22 protein-coding genes are annotated in these 24,844 nt (G+C 71.7%); 7 read left to right on the top strand and 15 right to left on the bottom strand.

Annotated elements, in window-relative coordinates:
- The first annotated feature begins 4 nt into the window (after positions 1–4).
- The 3 genes from HQ603_RS02000 (at position 5) to HQ603_RS02010 (ending at position 3,619) form a co-directional block, all read left to right on the top strand.
- Positions 5–922, top strand: a complete 918-nt coding sequence (locus tag HQ603_RS02000) for an AurF N-oxygenase family protein (protein WP_222682684.1) — start codon at positions 5–7, stop codon at positions 920–922.
- 12 nt (positions 923–934) lie between these two features.
- A complete protein-coding gene (locus HQ603_RS02005; protein ID WP_222682685.1) occupies positions 935–2,458 on the top strand; it encodes an FAD-dependent oxidoreductase in 1,524 nt (507 codons plus the stop codon).
- A gap of 387 nt (positions 2,459–2,845) precedes the next feature.
- Positions 2,846–3,619, top strand: coding sequence for a hypothetical protein (locus HQ603_RS02010; protein WP_222682686.1), 774 nt, complete (start codon positions 2,846–2,848; stop codon positions 3,617–3,619).
- Here the strand turns inward: HQ603_RS02010 and HQ603_RS02015 are convergent.
- From HQ603_RS02015 to HQ603_RS02035, 5 genes are read right to left on the bottom strand one after another with little or no spacing between them, the layout of a single operon-like run.
- A complete protein-coding gene (locus HQ603_RS02015; protein ID WP_308126311.1) occupies positions 3,606–4,913 on the bottom strand; it encodes an MFS transporter in 1,308 nt (435 codons plus the stop codon). The two genes, HQ603_RS02010 and HQ603_RS02015, sit on opposite strands and share 14 nt — an antisense overlap.
- Positions 4,914–4,954: 41 nt before the next feature.
- Positions 4,955–6,748 carry an ABC transporter permease subunit gene (locus HQ603_RS02020; protein ID WP_222682687.1) on the bottom strand — a complete coding sequence of 598 codons (1,794 nt, stop codon included), beginning with the start codon at positions 6,746–6,748 and terminating at the stop codon, positions 4,955–4,957.
- Entirely contained in the window at positions 6,745–8,229 is a 1,485-nt protein-coding gene (locus HQ603_RS02025) for an ABC transporter substrate-binding protein (protein ID WP_261773191.1), read from the bottom strand. Before HQ603_RS02025 ends, HQ603_RS02020 begins: the two co-directional genes overlap by 4 nt.
- A 27-nt stretch (positions 8,230–8,256) precedes the next feature.
- Complete coding sequence (locus HQ603_RS02030; RefSeq protein ID WP_222682688.1) at positions 8,257–9,063, bottom strand: ABC transporter ATP-binding protein; 807 nt, start codon at positions 9,061–9,063, stop codon at positions 8,257–8,259.
- Entirely contained in the window at positions 9,060–9,869 is an 810-nt protein-coding gene (locus HQ603_RS02035; RefSeq protein ID WP_222682689.1) for an ATP-binding cassette domain-containing protein, read from the bottom strand. Before HQ603_RS02035 ends, HQ603_RS02030 begins: the two co-directional genes overlap by 4 nt.
- Positions 9,870–10,038: 169 nt before the next feature.
- Here HQ603_RS02035 and HQ603_RS02040 point away from each other — a divergent pair, with 169 nt between their 5' ends.
- Both HQ603_RS02040 and HQ603_RS02045 read left to right on the top strand, forming a co-directional pair.
- Positions 10,039–10,320 carry a DUF1490 family protein gene (locus HQ603_RS02040; RefSeq protein ID WP_222683187.1) on the top strand — a complete coding sequence of 94 codons (282 nt, stop codon included), beginning with the start codon at positions 10,039–10,041 and terminating at the stop codon, positions 10,318–10,320.
- Position 10,321: 1 nt separating this feature from the next.
- Positions 10,322–12,451, top strand: coding sequence for a heavy metal translocating P-type ATPase (locus tag HQ603_RS02045; RefSeq protein WP_222682690.1), 2,130 nt, complete (start codon positions 10,322–10,324; stop codon positions 12,449–12,451).
- Between the two features lie 12 nt (positions 12,452–12,463).
- Here HQ603_RS02045 and HQ603_RS02050 read toward each other — a convergent pair whose 3' ends face one another.
- The 8 genes from HQ603_RS02050 to HQ603_RS02085 form a co-directional block, all read right to left on the bottom strand.
- Complete coding sequence (locus HQ603_RS02050) at positions 12,464–12,883, bottom strand: ChaB family protein (protein WP_222682691.1); 420 nt, start codon at positions 12,881–12,883, stop codon at positions 12,464–12,466.
- 105 nt (positions 12,884–12,988) lie between these two features.
- Positions 12,989–13,849: a cyclopropane mycolic acid synthase family methyltransferase gene (locus HQ603_RS02055; RefSeq protein WP_222682692.1), complete on the bottom strand. Its 861-nt coding sequence runs from the start codon at positions 13,847–13,849 to the stop codon at positions 12,989–12,991.
- A gap of 174 nt (positions 13,850–14,023) precedes the next feature.
- Positions 14,024–15,694, bottom strand: a complete 1,671-nt coding sequence (locus HQ603_RS02060; protein ID WP_222682693.1) for a RecQ family ATP-dependent DNA helicase — start codon at positions 15,692–15,694, stop codon at positions 14,024–14,026.
- A gap of 59 nt (positions 15,695–15,753) precedes the next feature.
- A complete protein-coding gene (locus HQ603_RS02065; RefSeq protein ID WP_222682694.1) occupies positions 15,754–17,433 on the bottom strand; it encodes a phospholipase D family protein in 1,680 nt (559 codons plus the stop codon).
- Positions 17,430–18,005, bottom strand: a complete 576-nt coding sequence (gene idi, locus HQ603_RS02070) for an isopentenyl-diphosphate Delta-isomerase (RefSeq protein ID WP_222683189.1) — start codon at positions 18,003–18,005, stop codon at positions 17,430–17,432. The genes HQ603_RS02065 and idi overlap by 4 nt, the downstream gene beginning before the upstream one ends.
- A 43-nt stretch (positions 18,006–18,048) precedes the next feature.
- Positions 18,049–19,311: a cupin domain-containing protein gene (locus HQ603_RS02075; protein WP_371830951.1), complete on the bottom strand. Its 1,263-nt coding sequence runs from the start codon at positions 19,309–19,311 to the stop codon at positions 18,049–18,051.
- Positions 19,308–19,565, bottom strand: coding sequence for a BatC protein (locus HQ603_RS02080; RefSeq protein ID WP_222682695.1), 258 nt, complete (start codon positions 19,563–19,565; stop codon positions 19,308–19,310). The genes HQ603_RS02075 and HQ603_RS02080 overlap by 4 nt, the downstream gene beginning before the upstream one ends.
- 38 nt (positions 19,566–19,603) lie before the next feature.
- Positions 19,604–20,998, bottom strand: a complete 1,395-nt coding sequence (locus tag HQ603_RS02085; protein ID WP_222682696.1) for an APC family permease — start codon at positions 20,996–20,998, stop codon at positions 19,604–19,606.
- A gap of 174 nt (positions 20,999–21,172) precedes the next feature.
- Here HQ603_RS02085 and HQ603_RS02090 point away from each other — a divergent pair, with 174 nt between their 5' ends.
- Entirely contained in the window at positions 21,173–22,084 is a 912-nt protein-coding gene (locus HQ603_RS02090; protein ID WP_222682697.1) for a manganese catalase family protein, read from the top strand.
- A 299-nt stretch (positions 22,085–22,383) separates the two neighbouring features.
- Here HQ603_RS02090 and HQ603_RS02095 read toward each other — a convergent pair whose 3' ends face one another.
- Complete coding sequence (locus HQ603_RS02095; RefSeq protein WP_222682698.1) at positions 22,384–24,039, bottom strand: catalase; 1,656 nt, start codon at positions 24,037–24,039, stop codon at positions 22,384–22,386.
- Between the two features lie 123 nt (positions 24,040–24,162).
- Here HQ603_RS02095 and HQ603_RS02100 point away from each other — a divergent pair, with 123 nt between their 5' ends.
- The gene (locus HQ603_RS02100) at positions 24,163–24,651 is read left to right on the top strand and encodes an NUDIX domain-containing protein (protein ID WP_308126312.1); all 489 of its coding nucleotides are present in this window, start codon (positions 24,163–24,165) and stop codon (positions 24,649–24,651) included.
- Here HQ603_RS02100 and HQ603_RS02105 read toward each other — a convergent pair.
- Positions 24,636–24,809 (bottom strand): hypothetical protein, encoded by a 174-nt coding sequence (locus tag HQ603_RS02105; RefSeq protein ID WP_222682699.1) that lies wholly within the window; start codon positions 24,807–24,809, stop codon positions 24,636–24,638. The genes HQ603_RS02100 and HQ603_RS02105 overlap by 16 nt on opposite strands.
- Positions 24,810–24,844 lie beyond the last annotated feature (35 nt).

The following is a 24,844-nucleotide window of genomic DNA, read 5'->3' on the forward strand; positions in this document are numbered from 1 at the left end:
GCTCATGACCAGCACGCTCGACCCCGCCACCTCCACCGACCTCGGTCGCGAACCGGAGGACGTCGCCGCCCGGCTGCTCGACTCCGCCGCGGCACTGTCCTACGACCCGACCACCGAGGTGGACTGGGACGCACCGCTCGACCCCGATCACTACGGGCTGAACCCGGAATGGAGCACCCTGTACGGCACCGATCTGTGGCGCGAGATGAGTCACGAGCAGCGCATCACGCTCACCAGGCACGAGGTGGCGTCCATCATGAGCACCGGGATCTGGTTCGAGATGATCCTGCAGCAGATGGTGCTTCGTGATCAGTACTGCGGGAAGTACGCCGAGTCCGACTTCCAGTTCGCGCTCACCGAGATCGCCGACGAGTGCCGCCACTCGCTGATGTTCGCCCGCGCGTGCCGCACCATGGGGATCGAGGCCTACGTCCCCCGCCGCGCCAGCCGTGAGCTCGGCCGCCTCTTCAAGACGATCGCCGTCTCCGAGGCCGCGTACGGCGGCATTCTCGTCGCCGAGGAAGTCCTCGACGTCATGCAGCGCGACTGGATGCGCGGCGAGAACGTCCTGCCGCTCGTGCGCACCACCAGCAAGATCCACGTGGTCGAGGAATCGCGCCACATGACCTTCGCCCGCGCCCAGATGCGCGAGCACATGGCGGGCACCTCGGCCGTCCGTCGTCGCTCGGCCGCGCTGCTGATCGCCATCGCGGCCCGTGTCATCGTCTCCAACATGGTCAGCCGCGACGTCTACGCGGCCGCCGGTCTGGACGTCGACCGCGCCGTGCGGGCGGCGAAGGCCAACACGCACCACCACGTCATGATGCGGACCTCGAGCCAGCACCTGATGGCGTTCCTCGCCGACTGCGGCCTGCTCACCAGGCCGGCGGCGGCGATCTATCGCACCGTGCACATGCTCTGAGGCCGGTCACCCATGGCCTTCGCGATCACCCAGAACTGTTGCAACGACGCATCCTGCCTGTCGGTGTGTCCGGTCAACTGCATCCACCCGACGCCCGACGAGCCGGACTTCGGTACGACCGATCTGCTCTACATCGACCCGCGTTCGTGCATCGACTGCGGTGCGTGCGCGGACGCCTGTCCCGTCGACGCGATCACCCGCGTGAGCCGGCTGACGCCCGAGCAGCAGGTCTACGCCGACCTCAACGCCGACTACTACCGTGACCGGCCCGTCGACAACGCCTGGGGCGCACCGCGATTCCCGCTGCCGAACATCGCCGACGTGTCCCTGGGCTCGGTAGCCGTCATCGGCACCGGTCCGGCCGCCTGCTACGCGGCCACGGCGATCCTGCGTCAGACCGACGCGCGGGTGACGTTCTACGAACGGCTGGCGGTGCCCGGTGGCCTCGCCCGGTTCGGCGTCGCCCCCGACCACACCGGCACCCGACGCATCGGCGAACACTTCCGGCCCCTCTTCGATCACCCGCGCGTGACCGTGCGCACCGGGGTGAACGTCGGCGCGGACGTCGACGTCGACGACCTTCGCGCCGCCCACGACGCCGTCGTCGTCGCGGTCGGCGCGGACCGCGACCGCACGCTGCCCTGGGTCCGCTCGGACTCCGGCGGTGTGGCCCCGTTCAGTGCCCGCACGCTGGTCGGGTGGTACACCGGCCACCCCGGCGTTCCCGCCGACGCGGTCGACCTCACCGGGGTGCGTCGCGTGGTGGTGATCGGCAACGGCAACGTCGCCCTCGACGCCGCCCGTATCCTGACGGCCGACCCGAACGCGTTGGCCGCCACCGAGATCGCACCCCATGCGTTGGCCGCGCTGCGGGCGGCCGAGGTCGCCGAGGTCGTCGTCGTCGCCCGTCGGGGTCCCGAGCACGCCGCCTTCACCCGTCCCGAGTGCCAGGCTCTCGTCTCGCGCGCCGAGGTTCCGGTGGTGATCGCCGGCCCCGGCGCCGCCGAGGCCGCAGCGGCGCTGCCGTTCTCGGCGTCGGCGTCCCCGCTCGCCGGGGTGCCCGAGGTGACCCTGTCGGACCTGTCGGGGCCGGCCGGGACCGGGCGCCGCATCGTGTTCGCCTTCGGTGTCGACCCCGCTGCGCTGCGCCGCGCGGACGGTGCGCTGGAAATGACGGCGACCACGGCCGACCGCGGGTCGGTCACGCTGCGCGCCGACCTCGTCCTGCAGGCCGTCGGCTACCGCGGCGCACCTCTCGGCGGCCTGCCCTTCGACGAGGACCGCGGCACCGTACGCAACGTCGACGGCCGGGTGGTCCGCGACGACGGCACTGCAGTGCCGCGCACCTATGTCGTGGGGTGGGCCAAGCGCGGCGCCACCGGCGGCATCGGTGACAACAAGGCCGACGCCGAGGCGACCGTCGAGGCGATGCTCGCCGACGCGGTCCACGCGGGAACGGCGGGGGCACCGGGGTCCGGTCGGAGCGCGGGCCGCCGTCGACTCCTGCCGTTGCGTCCGGTGGTCCGACGACGCTGACGGCCCGCTCGGTCCCGGGAGTCGGGTGCCATTGTCGCGACCCTTGGTGAGACGCCGGTCACACTGAGCCGGACGGCCATTCCGACGAGTCGGTCGGTTCGTCCGTCTCGAGTTCGTTTTGTGAACCGTCACTCCATGTTCGGGTCCGAAAACCGGCGACGTGACTGTTTCGTTGGGGCATAATCACCGAGTACACCGTGTCGAGACCCCGGTCGCCGAGAACGGCCATCCCGCCGTATCAGTGACATCTCCCTATAAAACCGCCCATTTCTCTGTTGGCGGGACAATCGGTGTGTGAACCATTCGGAAGTCGTCCGAATGGCTCGGTCGGGCGCCGATGACGGCGATCCGGCACGTCCGTGCCCGTTCCGTCGTTAGGAGAGTCCCGTGTCCGTCCTCGTCGCCGCCCGCCCGTCCGACTCCACCCGTTCGTCCGACCGCACCCACGCAGCAGCGCGCCCGCGCGACCTCGCCCGGCCACTCTCGCGCGGCGCGACCCGTCTCGACGATCGTGCCAGCGGAACGACGCTGGTGATGAGCACCCCGTCGATGGACCGCGCGCTGTGGGAGGACTACCTCGACGCGGCCGACGTGTCCTACTCGCGGCACGGGGTCTCGATCGCCCTGGACGCGGCGCGGGTGCGCGACGGCCGGGACACCGCCGTGTTCTTCGCCGCCGTCGACGCGTCGGGCACGGTGGTCGGGGGTGTGCGCGGGCAGGGTCCCTACCTGTCGGCGCAGCAGTCGCACGCGCTCGTCGAGTGGGCGGGCAACGCGGACCGCCCGCGCGTCGAGGCGCTGATCACCGACCGACTCCCGCACGGAGTGGTCGAGATGAAGTCGGCGTTCGTCTCGACCACCGCCGAGGCACCCGGGGCGCTCTCCGCGCTGCTGTCGCGGACCGCGTTGCCCACCATGGTCTTCACCGGGGCACGGTTCGTCATGGCGACGGCCGCCGATCACGTCCTGCGGCGCTGGGAGTCCGGCGGCGGCCGCGTGACCGAAGCGATCGCTCCCGCGGCCTACCCGGACGAGCGGTACCGCACCCGCATGATGTGGTGGGACCGCGACAGCCTCGACCGGGACGTGGCGCCGGAGGTGTGGGACCGGATCGCCGCCGAGACGGAGATGCTCACGGGGCGGGACATCATCGCGGCGTGACGGATCCCGGTCCGGTGCTTCCCTGTTCGGTGCTCCTCGGCCCGGTGTTGCTCGACCCGGTGCTGCCCGACCTCAGCGAGTCGGCTCGCGCCGAGACCGACCGCAGCATCACCGCGGCCGCCAGCGGAAGAGCCGCGGCCACGAACCACGGCACCGCGCGACCGACCGTCGTGTCCGGAACGGCGTCCAGCACCGCGCCGAGCGCGGCCGACCCGAGCAGCACCCCGATCCCGCCGACCGAGGCGAGGAAGCCGTAGTACGACCCCAGCGTGCGGTCGCCCGCCAGCACGGGGACCAGATCGCGGGCGACGGGCATGGCGATCATCTGCCCGACCGTCAGCAGTACGACGAACAGCGCCGGACCCGCCAACCCGGCCCACCCCGACGCCCCGCCGAGGCTGACCACTCCGGCGCCGGCGAACGCCGCCGCCATGAGCAGGAATCCGGCCGGCAACACCGTCCGGAGCGGCCGTCGCCGCGCCGCCCGGGTGACGGGCATCTGGCCGGCGACCACCAGCAGCGAGGACGCGGCGAAGAACCACCCCAGCGGGGCCTGCGACCCCCACACTCGATCGATGTCGAGCGGCAGCAGGAGATAGAGCTGGTTGTAGGCGACCAGCTGCACACTCGTGGCCACGGCGAACACGAGGAAGAGACGGTTCCGGGCGACGGTGCGCCAGTCCTCGAACCACGTCGTCGTCGACTCCGCCGGACGACGTGCGGGCAGCATCACCGCATGGGTGACGGTGATGGCCACGAACACCCCCGCCGCGACCAGGCAGGCGACGCGGAAGTCGACCAGCAACAGCAGCGAACCGAGCAGCGGCCCGGTGAACGAGCCGATCTGGCCGCACACGGTGAACAGCGCGAACGCGTCGAGCCGGCTCTGGCCGCCGGCGCGCTCGCTCACCGAACCCTCCACGGCCACCGCCGATTCGACGGCGGGGGAGAACAGCGCCGCGGCGACCCCGACCAGCACGGTGGCCACCAGCACCCCGGTGAGCGACTCGGCGAACGCCAACCCGACGAACCCCACCACCCGGATCGCGCATCCCGTCAGGACCACCGGGCGGATGCCGAGCCGATCGGCGAGGGTGCCGCCCAGGAAGAACAGGCCCTGTTGCGAGAACGTGCGCACCCCGAGGATGGCCCCGACCGTCGCTGCGCCGAGCCCGAGGTCGCCGGTCAGATGCACCGACAGGTAGGGCAACACCATGAAGAAGCCGACGTTGAAGGCCAGCTGCGTCAGCACCAGCAGACGCACCGTGGGGGTCGCCGCACGCAGGTCGGCCACGGGAAGCGCACGCGCCCAGCGCGATCGGGGACGGACGGCGGTCACGGGGTCGGCACAGCGCTGTTCGACACGGGGGACGACGTTACCGGCGTGGTCCTGCGGCCGGGCCGGCCGGCCAGCGACGACGCCGCCACGGCGGTGACCGACAACAGGATCAGTGACAGCAGCGGCGCGGCCGCCACCCAGGGGGCGCGCTCGACCGCGGCGACTCCGTCGGCGAGGACGAGGCCCCAATCGGGGCTCGGCGGGGTGGGTCCGAGTCCGAGGAAGCCGAGGGCGGCGAGCGCCAGCGCCACCCCGGGCAGACGGAGGAGGGCGTGCCGCACCACCGTCGGCACGACCGCGGGTAGCACGGTTCCCAGCAGGATGCGGCTCCGACTCGCGCCGAGCGACGGCATGATCACGACGTAGGGGCGGGAGCGAACCTCGGCGGCCAGCGCGGCGGTGTGCGCGGCGAGCGGAGCCCACGACACCAGCAGCACCGCCAGGGCCGCGGCGCCGGCGCTCGGACCCTGGATCGAGGCCACGAGGACTCCGGTGACCACGGGCGGTGCGGCGTTGGACACCTCGATGGGGCCGACGAACAGACGTGGCGCGCAGCCCAGGACCACCCCGACGACGACGGCCGCAAGCAGCACCGCCGCGGACGTGCCGATGGTCGTCGCCGCGCCGTGGGCGACGCGGGCGAGGACGTCGCGACCGGAGGCGTCGGTTCCGAACGGTGCCGCCGACGACGGTGGGGCGTACTTCGCGGTCGTCGCGGCGTAGGGGTCGCGCGGCAGGCCGACGAGGACGATCGCCAGGATGCCCAGTGCGGTGGCGACGGGGATCGCCGCGTGGCGTCGTCGTCGGACGAAGCGGGCGGCGGGCACCGGCACCGCGTCGTCGTGCACGGAGGCACCCAGCAGGGCGCGGCGGGCGGCGGTGGTCACGATGCCGACGATCACGCCGACGACGAGCAGCACGAGGACGTCGGCCTGCAGGGCCGGAAGGTCCTGCGAGCGTGCGTCTCCCAGCATGGTGCGGCCGAGACCGGGGACGGCGAAGACCTGCTCGACGGCGACGGCGCCCCCGAGCACGGCCACGGCGACGAGGCCGATCTGCGGTGTCACGGCCGCGGCGGCGCGGCGCAGGACGGCGAGGGCGGTGCGTCGACGGTCGATGCCCGCGGCGGACCAGGTGACCACCCAGTGCTCGGTGCTCGCGGACGACACCGAGTCGGCCAGCAGTCGGCCGACCAGTCCGCCCGCGGGCAGGCCCAGCGCGAGTGCGGGGAGGATCGCCGACTGCGGACCGGTCCATCCGTAGGAGGGCAGCGACAGATACAGGCTGCCCACGACGACACCGATCGAAGCCAGCAGGAACTCGGGCGTCGCGGTGAGCGCGGCCGCCGCGAATCCGGACGTCCGACGCGGCGCCCCCGTGACTCCCGCGCGCAGGGCCGGAGCCACCAGCGCGGCCGCCACCGGCACCGCGACCAGAGCGGCGCACGCCAGCAGCGTCGCGGACACGCCGAGGGCGGCGAGGGTGCTCGGCAGCACGTCGCGGCCGGTGTTCCACGACGTCCCGAAGTCTCCGTGCAGGACCCCGCCGACCCAGCGGAGCAGGATCGCGACCGGCCCGTCCGCCAGGCCGAGGTCCCGGCGGACGGCCTCGAGCGCTTCCGGCGTGGGGTCCTGCTCCGCCGAGCGGGCGCGCAGGATCGACAGGGCCGGATCCCGACCGGACAGCCACGGGAGCAGACCCACGACGCCCAGCAGCGCCGCGACGGTGAGGACGCGGGACAGCGTGGCGACCGGGACCGTCGGCCGTCCCCGCGTGCGCGCCCCGGTCACGACAGGGCGGTGTCGGTGGTGATCAACGTGCGTTCGCGGGGGTCGCGGGCCACGCCGGACACCCGGCTCGACTCGCCCTGCACCACGCGCTCGTGCAGCATCGGCACGGCCGCGTCACGCTCGAGGATCAGCCGCTCCGCGTCGAGGATCGCGGTGCGACGCTCCGGTCCCGGTTCGGTGGCCGCGGCGTCGGCGAGGGCACGGTCGACCGCCGGATCGCAGAACTGGGCGAGGCCGAACGAGCCGTCGCAGGCGAAGTCCGAGTAGAGGTAGGCCACCGGATCTCCCGAGTCGAGGACCGTCGCACGGGAGAGCACGAAGGCGTCGAAGGCGCCGGCGAGGGCGTCGGCCTCGATGAACTGGTACTCCCGCACCACCTGCTCGACGACGAACCCGCGGGCCTCGAGGGCCTGTTGCAGCAGGACCGCCACCTCGGGCAGCTCGGCGCGGTCGGTGAAGGTCGCCAGCGTGATGCGTTGTCCGGCAGCGTCTCCGGCCGCGGCGGCCGTGCGGGCGGGGCGATCGGCCGACCAGGGGAGTGCGGGACCGAGGAGGCCGCGGGCGGCGTCGGCGCGGCCCTCGTAGACCTGATCGACGATGCGGTCGGCATCCACGGCCTCTCGTGCGGCGGCGCGCAGAGCCGGATCCGTGAACGGGCCGGTGCGGTTGTTCAGGTACAGCGTGTTGGTGCGCGGCATCGGAACCTCGTGGATCAGCGCGGGATCCACCGACGCGGCCTGCGACACCGGCACCGCCTCGACGACGTCCGCGGTCCCGTTGCGCAGGGCGGCCGCGCGCGCCGTGCCGTCCGGCACGAAATCGACGTCGATGCCGGCGAGACGAGCCGGTTCGCCCCAGTAGTCGTCGTTGCGCTCGAGGGTCGCGCCGGAGGTGCCGTTCACCGCGGTGAGGACGAACGGTCCCGTTCCGTGCCGTACCGGGTCGACCGGGCCGCCCGCGTAGGCCGCCGGGGACAGCACCGCCAGCTGCGGGCTGGAGAGGCGTTGCGGCAGCAGCGGATCCGGTGTCGCGGTGGCGACCGACACGGTATCGGCGTCCGTCGCGGTCGCGGTGAGCTCGACCCCGTCGAGAATGCGCGGCTTCGGCGCCGCCGCGGTGGCCGCACGCAGCACGGCCACCACCGCGTCGGCGGTGAGCGGCGCGCCGTCGTGGAACCGAACGTCCGGACGCAGGTCGAACGAGAACGTGCGCTCGTCGACCCGTGTCCACGCGGTGGCCAGTGCGGGTTGCGCCGCACCGAGGTCGTCGAGGGTCACCAGCGTCTCGGCGGTCGACCAGCGCGACAGCTTGAACGCGTCGTCGCTGAACGGGGACAGCGCCGAGCGCGGGGGCTGCAGCATCGCCAGGCGCAGGCGATCCTCGGCGTCCGCCGGGGCGGCCGCGGAGAAACAGCCCGCGAGCAGGGTGGCCGCGGCGCCGGTGGCCGCGGTGACGAGCAGGGGTCGGCGTGGCCGCACCATCGTGGTCTCCAGGGGTCGAGGGGTGGGTCAGATCGGTTGTGCGACAGTGCCGTCGAGGCGAGGTACCGCCGCCACGAGTGCGCGTGTCGCCGGGTGGGTCGGCGCGGTCAGCACGTCGTCGACCGGGCCGTACTCGACGAGGCGGCCGTCGGCCATGACGAGGACTCGGGTGGCGACGCGCGCCGCGACGGCGAGGTCGTGCGTGACCATCAGCAGGGCCGTGTCGGGGCCGAGTCGGACGAGGACGTCGAGCACGACGTCGCGGGTTCCGCCGTCGAGTCCGCTGACCGGCTCGTCCGCGAGCAGGAAGCGAGGTTCGCAGGCCAGGGCGCGGGCGATGGCCACCCGCTGCTTCTGGCCACCGGAGAGGCGATCGGCGCGGACGCGGAGGATCGACTCGTCGAGATCGACCGACTGCAGCGCCCGACGCGCGCGGTCGCGGCGGTCACCGGGGACGTGCAGCCAGCGCAGGGGCGCGGCCACCGCGGCCAGCACCGACGTGCGCGGGTCGAGGGACGCGCCGGGATCCTGCGGGACGAACTGCACGGCGCGGCGGAACGGTCGCACGGCGCGGGCCGGGCCCGGCCCGACGGGCCGGCCGTCGAGCGTGACCGTTCCGGCGTCGGGTGCGCGCAGCGCCAGCAGGGCGCGCAGCACACTCGACTTGCCGGACCCCGACGCGCCGACCAGGGCGACGCGATCGCCCGCGGCGATCCGCACGGTGACGTCGTCGACGGCGACCGTGGCGCCGTAGCGCACGGTGATGCCCGACGCGGTCAGGCCGGGGTGCGTTGCGGGGGAATCGGATTCGGCCGTGGCGGTGGACTCGGTCACGACGCGAGGGCGGGGGAGGACGGAGACTGCCGAGCCGGTGGAGACGACAGGAACGGCCGGGACGGCAGGGCGAGGGATCGCGCGCGGGCGACGAGATCGGCCGTCGCCGGGTGGGTCGGTCGGTCCAGCACGTCGCGGACGGGCGCGTCCTCGACCACGACGCCGCCGTCGAGCACGACGACGCGGGAGCAGAGGGCGGCCGCGACGGCGAGGTCGTGGGTGACGAACACCAGGCCCCGTGGCCGGGTGGTGGCCGCGCGCAGCGTGTCGACGACGGTGCGTGCGGCGACGACGTCGAGTGCGGTGGTGGGCTCGTCGGCGACGAGCAGGGGGGCGTCGGCGGCGAGGGCGAGGGCGATGCAGACCCGTTGGCGTTGACCGCCGGACAGCTCGGCGGGCCGCCGCGGGCCGACCGTGTCGGGATCGAGGTCCACGGCGCGCAGGACGGACGAGATGGCGCGGCGGCGGTCCCCGGCGGACGGGTGGCGGCGCCGCAGGGCCAGGTCGAGGTGCCGGCGGACCGTGGTCACCGGCTCCAACGCGGCTGCGGATTCCTGGAACACCATGGCCGCCCGGGACTCGGGGCGGCGCCGCGCGGCGGGGATTCCGGCGACGGGGGTGCCGTGCAGGCGGATCGATCCGCGCACGGTGAGATCGGGCGACGTGCAGCCCGCGACGGCGGATGCGGTCAGCGACTTCCCGGAGCCGGAGCGGCCCACCAGGGCGACCCGTTCGCCGGCCGCGACGCGGAACGTCACGCCGGACAGGAGGGTGGTCCGCCCGGCCGAGACGGTCAGGTCGGTCACGTCCAGCACGGTCGGGGGTCCTCTCGGTCGGCGGCGGGTCGGCTCGCGGGTGAATCGGTAGTGACAATCGTTGTCGAACTGTAGGGTGCGGTCGTCGCACGCGCAAACCGCCGCGGGGCGGTACTGTCGACAACCGTTGTCGACTGTCGTACTCGAGGAGGCGCTTGTCATGCTGGGCCCGTTGGTCGCCAAGGCGGCATCGACCGTCGTCACCGGAGTGGTCGGGGTCGCCGCCTGGAACGGCGTGAAGAAGGCCTACGACCGGGCGCCGGTGCGCGAGGCCGCCGTGCGCGTCACCGAGGTGGGGCTGCGCGGCGTCCGCCGCGCCGAGGTGCGTGCCGAGTCCGCGCGACTCGCCGTCTCCGACGTGGTGGCCGAGGCCAAGGACCGACTGGGCGAGGACGTGCGCCCGCCGTCGGCCGACGCCCGGGGCCACGGGCACGACCACTGACGTGATCCTCTCCGAGGGCGGCGGACGCCTGCGCCTGCGCGTCGACTGGATCGCCGGTGACGCCACGCGGGCGATCGCCGTCGAGGACGCGGTGGGCGCGTCGGTGGGCGTGCGCGCCGTCCACGCCTACCCGCGCACGGCCTCCGTGGTGGTCTGGTACTCCCGCACCCGAACCGACCGCGACGCGGTGGTCGCCGCGGTCGAGGCGGTACGCGAGCGACCGGTGCCCGACGTCGGCACGCGCACACCGCGATCCGCCGATGTCGGCTCCACCGAGTTGCTGCGCATGGCCGTCGGCGGCGCGGCGCTGCTGCTCCTGGGCATCCGCCGCTACGGACTCCGTCGACCGCCCGTGCTGGGCTCGACCAGCCGCCTGGTGGCCACCGGCGTCACCGTCTTCACCGGCTACCCGTTCCTGAAGGGTGCCGTGCGCTCGCTGGCCGGCGACCGGACCGCCGGAACCGACGCGCTCGTCTCGGCGGCCACCGTCGCCAGCCTGGTCCTGCGCGAGAACGTCGTGGCGTTGACCGTGCTGTGGTTGCTCAACATCGGCGAGTACCTCCAGGAGCTGACGCTGCGCCGCACGCGCCGCGCCATCTCCGACCTGCTGTCGGGCACGCACGACACCGCGTGGGTGCGGCTCGCCGACGGCGCCGAGGTGTCGGTGGACGTCGACACCCTCGAGGTCGGGGACGAGGTGGTCGTCCACGACCACGTCGGAATCCCCGTGGACGGGGTGGTGGTCGACGGCGAGGCGGTGGTGGACCAGTCGGCCATCACGGGCGAGACGCTGCCGGTCACCTGCGCCGCCGGGACGCGCGTGTCCGCCGGCACCGTGGTGGTCCGCGGACGGCTGGTGGTGCGCGCGTCGGCCGTCGGCCGCGACACCGCGATCGGCCGCATCATCGACCGCGTCGAGCAGGCGCAGGAGGACCGCGCGCCCATCCAGACCGTCGGCGACACGTTCTCGCGGCGCTTCGTACCGGCGTCGTTCCTGCTGTCCGCCGCCACGCTCCTTCTCACGCGCGACGTGCGGCGGGCCATGACGATGCTGCTCATCGCGTGCCCGTGCGCGGTGGGCCTGTCGACGCCGACGGCCATCAGCGCGGCGATCGGCAACGGCGCCCGCCGCGGCATTCTCATCAAGGGCGGATCGCACCTCGAACTCGCCGGCCGGGTCGACGCCGTGGTCTTCGACAAGACCGGCACCCTCACCGTCGGGCGACCCGTCGTGACCACCGTGATCGCGTTCTCGACGGCCTGGGAGCCGGAGCAGGTGCTCGCCCACGCGGCGAGCTCGGAGATCCATTCGCGACATCCGTTGGCGGAAGCGGTGATTCGCAGTACCGAGGAGCGGCGCATCGAGATCCCCCCGCACGAGGAGTGCGAGGTGCTGGTGGGTCTGGGCATGCGGACCGTGTCCGACGGACGCACGCTGCTGCTCGGTGGCCCGTCGCTGCTGCAACGGGAAGGCGTCACCGTCACCGAGGACGCCGCCCGGTGGGTCGACCGGCTGCAGAGGCGAGCCGAGACGCCGCTGCTGCTCGCGGTGGACGGCGACCTCGTGGGCCTGATCAGCCTGCGCGACGAGGTCCGGTCGGACGCGGCCGCCGTGCTGACCGCCCTGCGGGCGGACGGGGTGCGCCGCATCGTGATGCTCACCGGCGACCACCCCCACACGGCCGCTGCCGTCGCCGCCGAACTCGGCATCGACGACTGGCGCGCCGAGGTGATGCCCGAGGACAAGCTCGCGGTCGTCCGGCAGCTGCAGAGCGACGGGCATCTGGTCGCGGTGGTGGGGGACGGCACCAACGACGCGCCGGCGCTCGCCGCCGCCGACATCGGCATCGCGATGGGCGCCGCCGGAACGGACGTGGCCGTCGAGACGGCCGACATCGCACTGGCCGGCGACGACCTCACCCGACTGTTGGACGTGCGAGCGTTGGGACGGACGTCGGTGGGAGTGATCCGTCAGAACTACGGACTCGCGATCGCGGTCAACGCCGTCGGTCTCGCGATCGGAGCGGGCGGCGCGCTGTCGCCCGTTCTCGCGGCGGTGCTCCACAACGCGTCGTCGATCCTGGTGGTAGGCAACAGTTCCCGGCTGATCGGGGCGAACCCCGAGCGGTGATCGGACGGACCGTCAGCGGTTCCGGTCCGTCCGACGGCGGTTCTCCTTCTCGATCGCGTCGACCAGCTCGTCCTTGGTCATGCGCGACCGGCCCGTGATGTCGAGCTTCTTCGCCACGTCCTCGAGGTGATCCTTCGTGGCGTTGGCGTCGACGCCCTCCTTGCTCTCCCCGCTGGGGTTCGGGCCACCGCTCTCGGCCCGCTCGTCGGAGGGACCGTAGTCGTCCTTCTCCTCCCAGTGATCGCCCACCTTCTCGTGGGTGTGCTTCAGCGCGGCGTAGGCCACCCGGTGGGCGCGGGACTCGTCGTCGTACTGCTCCTCGGCGGAGTCCAGTGCCTTCGCGTACGTGCGCTGGGCCTTCTCGTCGGATTTCTGCAGCGTCGAGGGCAACTCCGAGGACTTCGCGTCGCCGTGGTCGTCGGTGGCGGGCATGGTGCACTCCTTCGGGTCGTCTCCGTCACCCGGAGGCCTACCCGCGACGCGGGACGCGAAAACGGCGCGCAGCATCGTTCTGCTGCGCGCCGTGTGCTGGGGGCTCTACTTCGACAGGGTGAACTGCATGACGTCGATGGTGCCGCGGCGGAACTGCTTCGCGCAGCCGCTCAGGTACTTCATGTAGCGGTCGTAGACCTCCTGGCCGCCGATCTCGAGGGCCTCGTCCTTGCGGGCCTCGAGGTTCTCGGTCCAGATCTCGAGGGTCCGTGCGTAGTGCTGCTGGAGGGAGTGGACGCGATCGACGGAGAAGCCGACGGACTGCGCCCGCTCCTGAATGGTCTTCGGTCGCTCCAGCTCCCCGCCGGGGAAGATTTCGCGGATGATGAAGCGCATGAACACCGCGTCGCGCTTGTCGACGGCGACGCCCATCTCGGCGAGGTCGTCCAGTCCGTAGCCGACGATGGTGTGCAGGAGCATCGTTCCGTCGTCGGGCAGCAGACGGTACGCCTTCTCGAAGAACGGGACGTGCCGTGCGCGGCGGAAGTGCTCGAAGGCGCCGATACTCACGATGCGGTCGACGGGCTCGTCGAATTCCTCCCAGCCCTGCAACCGCACCTCGGCGGTGCGGTCCCCGTCGAGGGCGTCGAGCCGGCTCTGCACCCGTCCGAACTGATGCTCGCTGAGCGTCAGGCCGACCACGTCCACGTCGTACTTCTCGCGCGCACGGATGATGGTGGTGCCCCAGCCGCAGCCCACGTCGAGCAGTCGCATCCCCGGTTCGAGGCCCAACTTGCCCAGTGCCAGGTCGATCTTGGCCAGCTGGGCCTCTTCGAGCGTCATGTCGTCGCGCTCGAAGTACGCACAGCTGTAGGTCCAGGTGGGATCGAGGAACAGCGCGAAGAAGTCGTCCGAGAGGTCGTAGTGCGACTGCACGTTCTTGTAGAAGGGCTTCAGATCCGTCATGTACCGTGCCTCGCCTCGGTGTGGGGTTCGTCCGACGGCCGCCCTCCGTGCTCTCGACGGGCCCGTCTCCAGAAACCTAGGCCAGCTGAGAGGGGCCTCGCTCGGGTACGGGCACAAAAGAACCTGCGGACGGTTCGCATGGGTCACGACGCGCCCGGGGCCGGTTTCCCGGGCTCAGGCGGGCTTCAGCAGATCGCGGTCACGGGCGACCGAGGAGGCCAGCGTTCGGTAGCCCTGGTCGTCGAAGTGCGCGGTCACGCGGTCCGGTTCCACGGAGACCACCTCGCCCTCGCCCCACTGCTCGTGACGCACTCGGTCACCGGGCGCCAGGCCGAGGTCCGTGCCGCCCGAGCCGGCTGCCGCGGCCGTCCGGTCGGCGCGTCCCGACTCGCAGGAGTCGCACCGGCCGCACCGATCGTCGTCGGTCGCGTCGTCCGGTGCCGCGCCGAAGTATTCGAGCAGCATCCGTCGCCGACAGCGTCCGGCCTCGGCGTAGTGCCGCATCATCTCCACGCGCGAGGTGGCGGCCGACTCCTCCGCCTCGGCGGCGGCGCGGACCCGAGCCATCACGGCGCGGACGTCCGAGTCGAGGTCGACCCATCCGGCAGTCCCGTCGTCACCGCGGTCCAACCGCACGGCGCCGACGCGTTCGAGCAGGTCGAGCGCAGTTCCCGCCGAGCGGGCGCTGACCGACGGCAGCGCCGTGATGGCGTCCGTCGGCAACGGATCGGTCGAGGCGACGACGGCGCGCAGAACCGTGCGGACCACCTTCTGGTTCGGTCGGCGAACGGCGAAGAAATTCTGCAGCCCGAGATCCTCCGCGCGGTAGTGCAGGATGGCCCGGGCGGATTCTCCGTCTCGTCCGGCGCGACCGAACTCCTGGTAGTAGCGCTCCAGGGAATCCGGCGGTGCGGCGTGGACGACGAAGCGGACGTTCGGATTGTCGATGCCCATCCCGAAGGCGGACGTGGCGATCACGACGTCGACGTCGCCGCTCACGAAGCGTCGGTGAACCTCGCTCCGATTCCTGGCCGACAGTCCGCCGTGATACGCGAGCGCGCGCAGGTCGTGCTGGGCGAACAGGTCCGCGTACTGCGTCGTCGCGGCGCGGGTCGCGGTGTAGACCAGGCCCGTCCCGGCGCCACGCGCGAGATCGACCACGTCGTGGACGACCGCGCTCACCACGTCGTCGGCGTGCGCGTGATGGCGAACCGAGAGATGGATGCCGGGGCGATCGACGTCGCCCAGGACGAGCAAGGGCTCCGTCAACCCGAGCCGCGCGACGATCTCGTCGCGGACGGGCGGTGGCGCCGTCGCCGTCAACGCGAGGATCGGAGGCCGCCCCACGGCGTTCGCGAACTCGGCGATGCGGAGATAGGCCGGGCGGAAGTCGTGACCCCAGGCGGCGATGCAGTGGGCCTCGTCGACGACCACGGCGCCCACGGACAGGAACGTCAGGCGCTCCCGCACCTCGGACCGCGCTGCCTGCTCGGGCGTGAGATAGAGGAGCACCCCGGTCTCGGCGTCGGCGACCCGGCGCCACGCCTTCTCCGTACGGGAGGCCGAGAGTCCGGAGTGGATGGCGACCGCCGTGACGGCATCGGTGTCGGCCACGGCGAGAACCTGATCGTGCTGGAGCGCGATGAGGGGTGAGATCACCACGGTCACTCCGTCGAGCATCGTCGCGGCGACGCGGTACACGACGGACTTGCCGAACCCGCTGGCGAGCACCCCGAGCACGTCGCACCCGGCCAGCAGTGCTTCCACGGCGCGTCGTTGATCCGGCTTGAGGTGATCGATTCCCAGTTCCGCTGCGTGCCGATCGATGTCCTGTACCGCGTTCACCGTCGGCTGATACCCGGTGCGGGGACGGAGAAACGACGGACACTCGTACGGGGTCGTCGTCAGAACCGGCGCGTGAACCGCAGTCGCCAGGGCCGTCCGTCCGGATCGACCACCACGCGGTAGAGCCACGAGAACACCCGCTGCTTCCACACCGGAGGAACCTCGATGGCGTGTCGACGCAGTCGCCCGGCCGGGCGGGGTCCGTGGCGACCGCCGTCGTGCCAGTCGTCGAGGGCGGACACGCTGCGGGCGACGGCGTCGAAGCACGCGTCCGGGTCGAGCAGATCGGATGTGTCGTCTATTCCGTTGCGGGAGAGGTGTTCCGCCATTAGTCCGAGTCGGAGCTCGCGGGCGAACACCCGAGCGCCGTCGCCCAGCCCGCCGGGGTCGAGCGGCTCCCGTGGATCGCGCTCGGTGTCGACCACCGCGGCGGTCAGCTCCGAATCATGGGTCCAGGAACGGCGATTGAAGTTGTCACTGCCGATCGCGGCCCACACGTCGTCGATCACGCATGCCTTGGAGTGCACGTAGACCGGCACGCTCTCGTCGTTCTCGATGTCGAGGACCAGCACGCGGTCCGACCCCGCGCTCCGCAGGATGTCCAGTGCCGCAGCGTGACCGAGCAGTGACGGGGGAATCGTCACGGCGCTGTCGTCGTCGAGGTGGCGTGGCACCACCACGATCATGCGCAGGGTCGGCGAGCGTCGCAGTGCGCTCGCGAACACGCGCGCGACGTCGACCGACCACAGGTACTGATCCTCGATGTACACGAGGCGTTCCGCCCGGGAGAGGGCCTTCGCGTAGGCCCGGGCGGCGCTGCGTTCGCCGTCGGTCGCGAACGGATACGCGGGGCGGCGCCGGGGATAGGTGCGGAGCAGCTGGACGGTGCAGGTTCCGGGCTCCGGGGGATCGGGCAGTTCCGTCGGCAGCACCGACGGCTCGCGTCGATGCCGACGCACCAGGTCCGAGAAGACGTGCCACGGCAGGCGGGAGAGCGCAGCCGGGTCCTCCCACCGTTCACGGAACGTGTCCTCGACGTCGCGCACGGCCGGGCCCGTGATCTCGAGTTGGATGTCGTGCCAGGCAGGGGTCTCGCCGTACTCCGGCGGGAACGGCCGCGACAGCGGATCGCCGTGGTGCCGCGCGTCGTCCCGTCGCGCGCGTGCGAGGTCGATGCCGCCGACGAACGCGACGTTGCCGTCCGCGCGGTCGGGGGAGCGCATCACCACCAACTTCTGGTGATGCGACCCGAAGGCCAGCACCCGTTGGTCGAGGACGCACTCGCCGCCGGCGTCCTCGAGCGCCATCGCCAGCGACGAGTTCTTGTCACCCGTGTAGCCGAACAGGCCGCTGTGGGAGCGCCACATCAGCCCCCGTACCGCCGCACCGCGGCGAGCCGCGTCGCTCAGGGCGTCCTCGACGGTGGGCCCCGAGTCGCCGAGAACCTGCTCGGGGTCGCCGCGCCAATCGGTGAACAGCACCAGATCGCCCGGACCGGCCGCGGCGAGATGGTCGCCGAGCACCTCGAAGTAGGTGGCGCCGTGCACCAGGGTGCGGCAGGCATTGCCCTCGGTCCACGGGCGGATGCGCGTGTCGGGGTTCCCGCGTTCCTCGGCCGTCAGCAGCCAGGGGTGCGCGTCGTGGTCGAAGGTGCTGTCGGCCAGGATCGACGACCGTCCCAGCGCGTGGGAGAGTCGGTCGATCGTCCGGAGGAGAAGACTGCCGACGCCGTCGGTCACAGCGGCCGCGCCGCGGGCGGCAACAGCGCCGCGTCGCTCACCGGCCAGGACCGAGGGTCCGGCCCCAGCTGCTGCAACTGCCGCACCTGATCCTGACACCACGGCGAGAGTTCGCTGGTTCCGCTCGCGACGTCGTCGACGATCTCCGTCCAGGTCTGCCACCGGTGCTCGGCCACCTCGTCGGGCCGCGGGTCGACGACGGCAGCGTCGTAGCGAACCAGGAACACCGGGCAGATCTCGTGCTCCACCACCCCGTTGTCCATCACGGCGCGGTAGCGGAACCGGGGCAGTACGGGGTCGGCCGCGGCAGCGTCGATGCCCAGCTCGTGGGCGAGGCGCCGAAGCACGGCGCGATCGAGCGGCTCGCCGGGGGCGGGATGGCCGCAGCACGAGTTGGTCCACACTCCGGGCCACGTGAGCTTGGTCAGGGCCCGGCGGGTGACGAGCACCCGACCGTCGGGGTCGACCACGTAGCTCGAGAACGCCAGGTGCAACGGCGTGTCCTCGTGATGGACGGTGGCTTTCTCCTGCGTTCCCACGGCGATTCCGTCGTCGTCGACGAGGACCACCATCTCCGGGGAGGTTGTTCTCACCCCGTCCAGAGTAGAGGTCGAATCAGCGATCGTCGGACCCGATCACCAGCACACCCTCGCGGACCAGACGCCGCACCACGACCGCGCCGTCGTCCCCGTCCAGTCCGGGGAGGTCGCCGACGGTCAGGGTCTTCCCGCCGAGCAGGGCGTCCAGCGCCGGGGCGCACTCGATCGGCAGCGAGATCGTCGTCCGACGGGTGCGCACGTGCACTCGCTCGGCGTCGGTGTCCGTCCGCACGACGAGCCCCGGGCGGCGACGGACCGGCGTGGCCGCATTCAGCGCGGCCAGCGCGTCGACGGTGGCGAGCGGACGGACCGGTGCCGGACGGGTGACGTCGGCGAACCGGCGACGGACGCGCTCGCCGACCGACACGGTCAGCGACGGGTCCGGGTCACCGGCCACGGCGGCGAGGTCGGACAGCACGGACTGCACGTGCGGCGCGACCGCGTCCGGGTCGGTGAGATCGATCCCGAGGGGGAGCGGGGCGCGGAACCCGGCGTCGTCGGCGAGGGCCGCGACGATCTGCCGCAGGAGATCGTGGCGGGTGAACGCCGACATCCCCACGGTGAGGTGGATCGACGTCGCGCCCAGCGCCTCGGCGGAATGGATCCATCCGCGCGGGACGTAGAGCGCGTCGCCGGGGCGGAGCACGGTGTCGAGGGCGGGGGGTTCGGCGGCCCGCGCGGCGACCGCGGCGCGATGATCCGTCCACGGCTGGTCGGCGAGCGGGTGCTCGTGGACCGGCGGGTGCAGGATCCAGCGCTTCTCGCCGGCGATCTGGAGCACGAACACGTCGTGCACGTCGTGGTGCGGATCGAATCCGCGGCTCGACGCCGGCGTGATGTAGGAGTTGACCTGGACGGGGTGGCCGATCTCGGCGACCAGGTCCCCGGTGAACCGGATGAGTGCCGGCCAGAGGCGATGCAGACCCTGCAGGACCAGGGTGTGGCCGTCGGCGAACGCGGCCAGGACACCGGTGGAGTCGAGCTGGTCGGTGACCTCGGCCCCGAACCCACCAGAGCCGGTGTAGCGGGACCGGTCGGTGATTGCGCCGTCCTTGGCCATGCGGACGAACGGGGTGCGCACGCCGCGCTCGGAGATCAACTCGTCGACGGCGTCGGCCGTCAGCAGGTCGTCGAACGAGGCCGGGAGGTCGGCCGCGCGCGTCAGCAGGGGCTCACGGCCCCAGTGGCGGTCGGCGAACTCGCGGCGATCGAGAGTGGTGAGACGAGACAGCGCGGACCGGGTGACCGGTCCGCGCTGCTCGTGGTGCTGCAGGCTCAAGCCGTACCGTCCGCGCCGCCGTCGTGGCCGCCGGGGTTCGAGCCGCCGTCGGCCGGGCCCTCGCCCGAGGCCGCGGAGCCGTCGGCGCCGCCGTCGTGGCCGCCGGGGTTGGAGCCGCCGTCGGCCGGGCCCTCGGTGGGCGAGGCCGAGCCGTCGGCACCGCCGTCGTGGCCGCCGGGGTTCGAGCCGCCGTCGGCCGGACCCTCGCCGCCGGCCGACCCGGTGGTGGTGATGTCGTCGTCGTTGATAGCCATCGCACAGAACCTTTCGTCGCTCGAGATGCTTCTCGCCGCTACGAGTTGACGGTCTCCGCGTTTTCCAAACCCCGCCCCCGCGTCCGGCGCAGACCGAGATGGAGCACGGCTCCGACGGCGAGGAGAATGCCCGCCCGCAGCCACGTGTCGGCGGTCTGCTGGGTGGCCAGCACGACGCAACTGATCAGGGCGAGGACGGGCAGGATCACCGGCGTGCGGAAGTGCGGGTGGTCCACCCGGTCACGGCGCAGGACCAGGACCGCGAGGTTGGTGCTGACGAAGACGACCAGCAACAGCAGCACGACGGTCTCGGCCAGCGCGGCGACGGTGCCCGTGGCGCAGAGGATCATCGCGATGACGGTGGTCGCGACGATGGCGACCCACGGCGTCCGACGTCGCGGCAGGACCCGCGCCCCGGCGCCCGGCAGCAGACGCTGCCGGGCCATGCCGTAGGTCAGACGGCTCGCCATGATCATCGTCAGCAGGGCGCCGTTGGCGACGGCGACGAGGGCGATGAGGCCGAACAGCCGATCGGGGACGCCGACGTCCGCGGCGGAGACGACCGCCAGCAGCGGGGCGGAGGTCTCGGCGAGTTCCGACGACGGCACGACGGCGCTGACCGCCAGTCCCACGGCGACGTAGACGGCGCCCGCGACGCCGAGCGAGAGGAACAGGGCCCGCGGGTAGACCCGGTGCACGTCCCGCACCTCCTCTGCCATGTTGGCGCTGGTCTCGAAGCCGACGAACGAGTAGAACGCGAGCAGCGCCGCGGCGAGAACGGCGACCGCCGGGCTCGCGGTGTCGGTGAACTCGAGGGTGCGTCCGGGGTCGCCGTCCCCGCGGCCGACCACGACGGCCGCCAACGCGACCACCAGCATGAGGCCCCCGACCTCGACGACGGTCATCACCACGTTGGCGCGCATCGATTCCTTGATGCCGCGGGCGTTGAGCAGGGCCACGACCCCGAGGAAGACCAGCGCCGCCGGGACGGTGGGCACGTCGAGGAACGTCCCGAGGTAGTCCCCGGCGAACGCGAGCGACAGGCCCGCGGCGCTGGTGACGCCCGCGGCGAGCATCGAGAACCCGACGAGGAAGGAGACGGCCGGACGTCGGAAGGCGCGCTCGGCGAACACGGCCGCGCCACCGGCCTTCGGATACTTGGTGACCAGTTCGGCGTACGACGAGGCTGTCAGCATCGCCATCGCGAGGGCGACGAGCAGCGGTACCCACACGGCGCCGCCGACCTTGCCGGCGATCTCGCCGACGAGCGCGTAGATCCCGGCTCCGAGCACGTCGCCGAGGATGAAGACGAACAGCAGCTTCCCGGTGATCGCGGATTTCAGCGGACTCGACCCGGCCGAATCACGTTCGTTCGCAGGGGAATCGGCGTCGCCGGTGGGTCGAGCATCGGCGTCGCGGGACACAGGGTTCATCCCGCGGGTGTACCCGACGAACGGGTCGTTACTCCGGCGCAGGAAACGTTTTCGTGCACCGTTTGCCCGGTTCGGCCTCGGGTAGTCGGCCCGCGTCCGAGAGGCTCGCCTGGATGGAGCACCCCGACAGGCGCAGCACGATCACACGTTCGTCCCACCAGTCGGGAGACACCCATGTTTCGTCACACGGACCACTTGCAGTTCGACGTCGCGCCGGAGAAGCCGGACCCCGTCTACGCCCGCAAGTTGCAGGAACTGATCGGCGGCGCCTACGGCGAGATGACCGTCACCATGCAGTACCTGTTCCAGGGCTGGAACTGCCGCATGAAGGGCAAGTACAAGGACCTCATCATGGACATCGCGACCGAGGAGATCGGTCACGTCGAGATGCTCGCGACCATGGTCGCGCGCCTGCTCGAGGGTGCGCCCGCCACCGAGTCCACCAAGAACGCGGCCATGGATCCCGTGGTCGCCGCGGTCATGGGCGGCATGGATCCGCAGCAGGCCATCGTCTCCGGCGGTGGGCCCTCGCTCGCCGACAGCAACGGTGTCCCCTGGAACGGTCGCTTCATCGTCGCGAGCGGCAACCTGCTGGCGGACTTCCGCGCCAACGTCGCCGCCGAGGCCCAGGGCCGGGTGCAGACCGCCCGCCTGTGGCACATGACGGACGACCCCGGCGTGAAGGCCATGCTCAAGTTCAACCTCGCCCGCGACACCTACCACCAGAACATGTGGCTGGCGGCGATCGAGGAACTGCAGGCGGACGGCCTGGAAGGCGTCGTCGCCCCGAACGACCTGTTCGACGAGGAGTACGAGGAGCACGCGAGCACGCTCTGGCACCTCTCGGACGGCACCGAGTCCGACAAGGGTCGGTGGGCGCACGGCACCGCACCGGACGGACGCCACGAGAACAAGTTTCTCGCCGACCCCCAGCCGCTCGGCAACGTGCAGGCCGGCCCGCCGCCGGACCCCAAGCTGTACGCGACGTACGACGGCGCGCTGGGCGAGCCGTCCAACGCCGAGCTGGGCACCGAGAAGGGCGTCATGGGCAAGATCAAGGAGACGCTCGACCCCAACGCCGGCTGACGTTCACCCGGCGAACGTCCCGCCGAGAATACGAAGCCCTCGGTAGCTCGCTACCGGGGGCTTCGTGGTGATCGGATGGTTGTGAATTCTCGTGTTTCAGCGCTGCGTCGAATCGCCGGTCGGCGTCCGGATCGGACGCGGCAGACGATGCGCGGCAACGGGTTTCGACTCGTCGATGGGCACCACCAACCTTCGAGGAGAACCAGGTGTACGGGCACCTTCGACGATAAACCCGGCCCCCCGTGTTGTCCAGAGATCGGTGGCCCGGAGATCGTTGTCCGGAGATCGGTTGCCCGGAGTTACCGGGACACGACCACGTGCTCGTTCGGGACGCAGTGGGTCATGGTGAGACCGGTGACGTCGCGCGGCCCGTTCTTCCCGAGGTTGGACCGGCGCTCCTCCTCGACGTCCGAGAGCGTCTGCGAGGCGAGGGGCGGCAACTCCCGCACGTCGTCCGCGGTGATGCCGAGGCCCTCGCCCACCCGTGCGCCGAGTTCGTCGTCGCACATCAGGAAGTGCCACACCATGCGCTCCTGGACCTCGCGGGTGGCCTCGCCGATGTTGGCGGTCAGGTTGGCCACCAGATCGTCCTGCTCCCACGCGTCCATGAGCTGGTATCGCTGACCGGCCTGCTCGTAGTCGTTGGTCCGCTCGATCCGCTTGCGGGTGAGCCGACCGCGGATCTCCGGCCCCTGCTCGTCGTGCGTCGGGTACTGCGCCTCGTGCAGTCCGCCGGTGATCGACGGCTCGTAGTTGACGTGCGGGTTCGACCCGACGTCGTCCACCGAGTACTGCATCTGTCCGCCCTGCTGGTTGGTGGCCACCCGGGACTTGGGCTGGTTGACCGGCAGCTGCAGGTAGTTGGGGCCGACCCGGTACCGCTGGGTGTCGGAGTAGGAGAACGTGCGACCGACGAGCATCTTGTCGTCGGAAAAATCGAGCCCGTCGACCAGAACGCCGGTGCCGAAGGAGATCTGCTCGTTCTCGGCGAAGTGGTTGGACACGTTGCGGTCGAGAACCATGCGGCCCACCACCTTCGGCGGGAAGTCGTTCTCCGGCCAGACCTTGGTGTCGTCGAGCGGATCGAAGTTCAGCTCCTCGTGCTCGTCGTCGCTCATGAGCTGCACGCGCAGTTCCCATTCCGGGAAGTCGCCGCGCTCGATGTGCTCGTAAAGGTCCTTCGAGGCGTGTCCGAGGTCGGTGGCCTGGGTGGCGGCCGCGTCCTCCTCGGTGAACGAGGCAACCCCCGCCGTGGGGATCCAGTGGTACTTCACCAGGTGCGTCTCGCCGTCCGCGTTCACCCACTTGTAGGTGTTGACGCCGAAGCCCTGCTGCGTGCGGTAGTTGGCCGGAATGCCGCGCGGGGAGAAGAGATTGACCAGCATGTGCATCGCCTCGGGGGTCTGCGACATGAAGTCGAAGATGCGCGCCGGCTCCTGCCGGAAGGTCACCGGGTCAGGCTTGAGCGCGTGGATCACGTCGGGGAACTTGATCGCGTCGCGGATGAAGAAGACCCCGAGGTTGTTGCCGACGAGGTCCCAGTTCCCGTCCTCGGTGTAGAACTTGATCGCGAACCCCCGCGGGTCGCGGGCCGCCTCCGAGGAGTCCCGGCCGCCGATGACCGTGGAGAACCGGATCGCCAGATCGGTGCGTTTCCCCTTCTCGGAGAACAGCTTCGCGCGGGTGTACTTCGCGATCGGCTCGTCGCCCCACGTCCCGGTGGCCTCGAAGTATCCGTAGGCCACGGCGCCGCGGGCGTGCACCACACGCTCCGGGATGCGTTCGCGGTCGAAGTGGCTGATCTTCTCGAGGAAGTGGTAGTTCTCGAGGGTCGCGGGTCCGCGGGACCCGACGGTGCGCTGATTCTGATTGTCGTAGATCGGGTGGCCCTGTCGGTCGGTCAGGTGCCCGCGATCGTCGGACGAGGGTGAGCCCTGTGAGGCGACGTCGGTCATACCAGCTCCTCGGCTGTCGATGGTCGTGCGGTGTCCGCACGACCTACCCGTGAGAGGACGCGGAAAACCCGGGGGGGGGCGGGCATCCGTCGACGCGAGTCGGCCCGGCCTAGCATCGAGCGGGTGAAGCACAGTGCCGGACTACTGGTGCACCGGACCGGTGCGCGCGGCGGGCCGGAGGTGTTGCTGGCGCATCCCGGCGGGCCGTTCTGGGCGCGCAAGGACGACGGCGCCTGGTCGGTGCCGAAGGGCGAGTTCGACCCCGCCACCGAGGACCCGGCCGCCGCTGCCGCACGCGAGTTCGCCGAGGAACTCGGCTCGCCCCCACCGTCCGGACCGTGGCATCCGCTGGGGACGGTGATCCAGTCCCGCGCCAAGCACGTCACCGCGTTCGCCGTCGAGGGCGACGTCGATCCCGCGACGCTGCGATCGAACGACGCGGAGATCGTGTGGCCGCCGCGCTCGGGGCGCGTGATCACCGTCCCGGAGATCGACCGGATCGAGTGGTTCGACCTCGCGACCGCGCGCCGCAAGATCCTCGCCGGTCAGGTGCCGCTGCTCGACACGCTCGAACGCCTGCTGGAGACGGGGACGGGTCAGTCGTCCTCGTGATCGGTGCTGTCGGTGCTGTCGGGAGCCTCGACGGTGGGAGCCTTCTCCGCCGCGCGCCTGGCCTCGTCGATCGTGTCCTGGACCGCGTCGAGGTCGGGGAGGTTCTCGGTTCCGGTGTTCTCGGTGGGCTCGGTGTTGCCGGTGGGCTCGGTGCTCATGTCGATGACCTCTCGTGGGGCGGCTGTGCATCGCA

Origin of the sequence: Rhodococcoides corynebacterioides, assembly GCF_019834675.1 — a bacterium.
Classification (GTDB): Bacteria; Actinomycetota; Actinomycetes; order Mycobacteriales; family Mycobacteriaceae; genus Rhodococcoides; species Rhodococcoides corynebacterioides_A.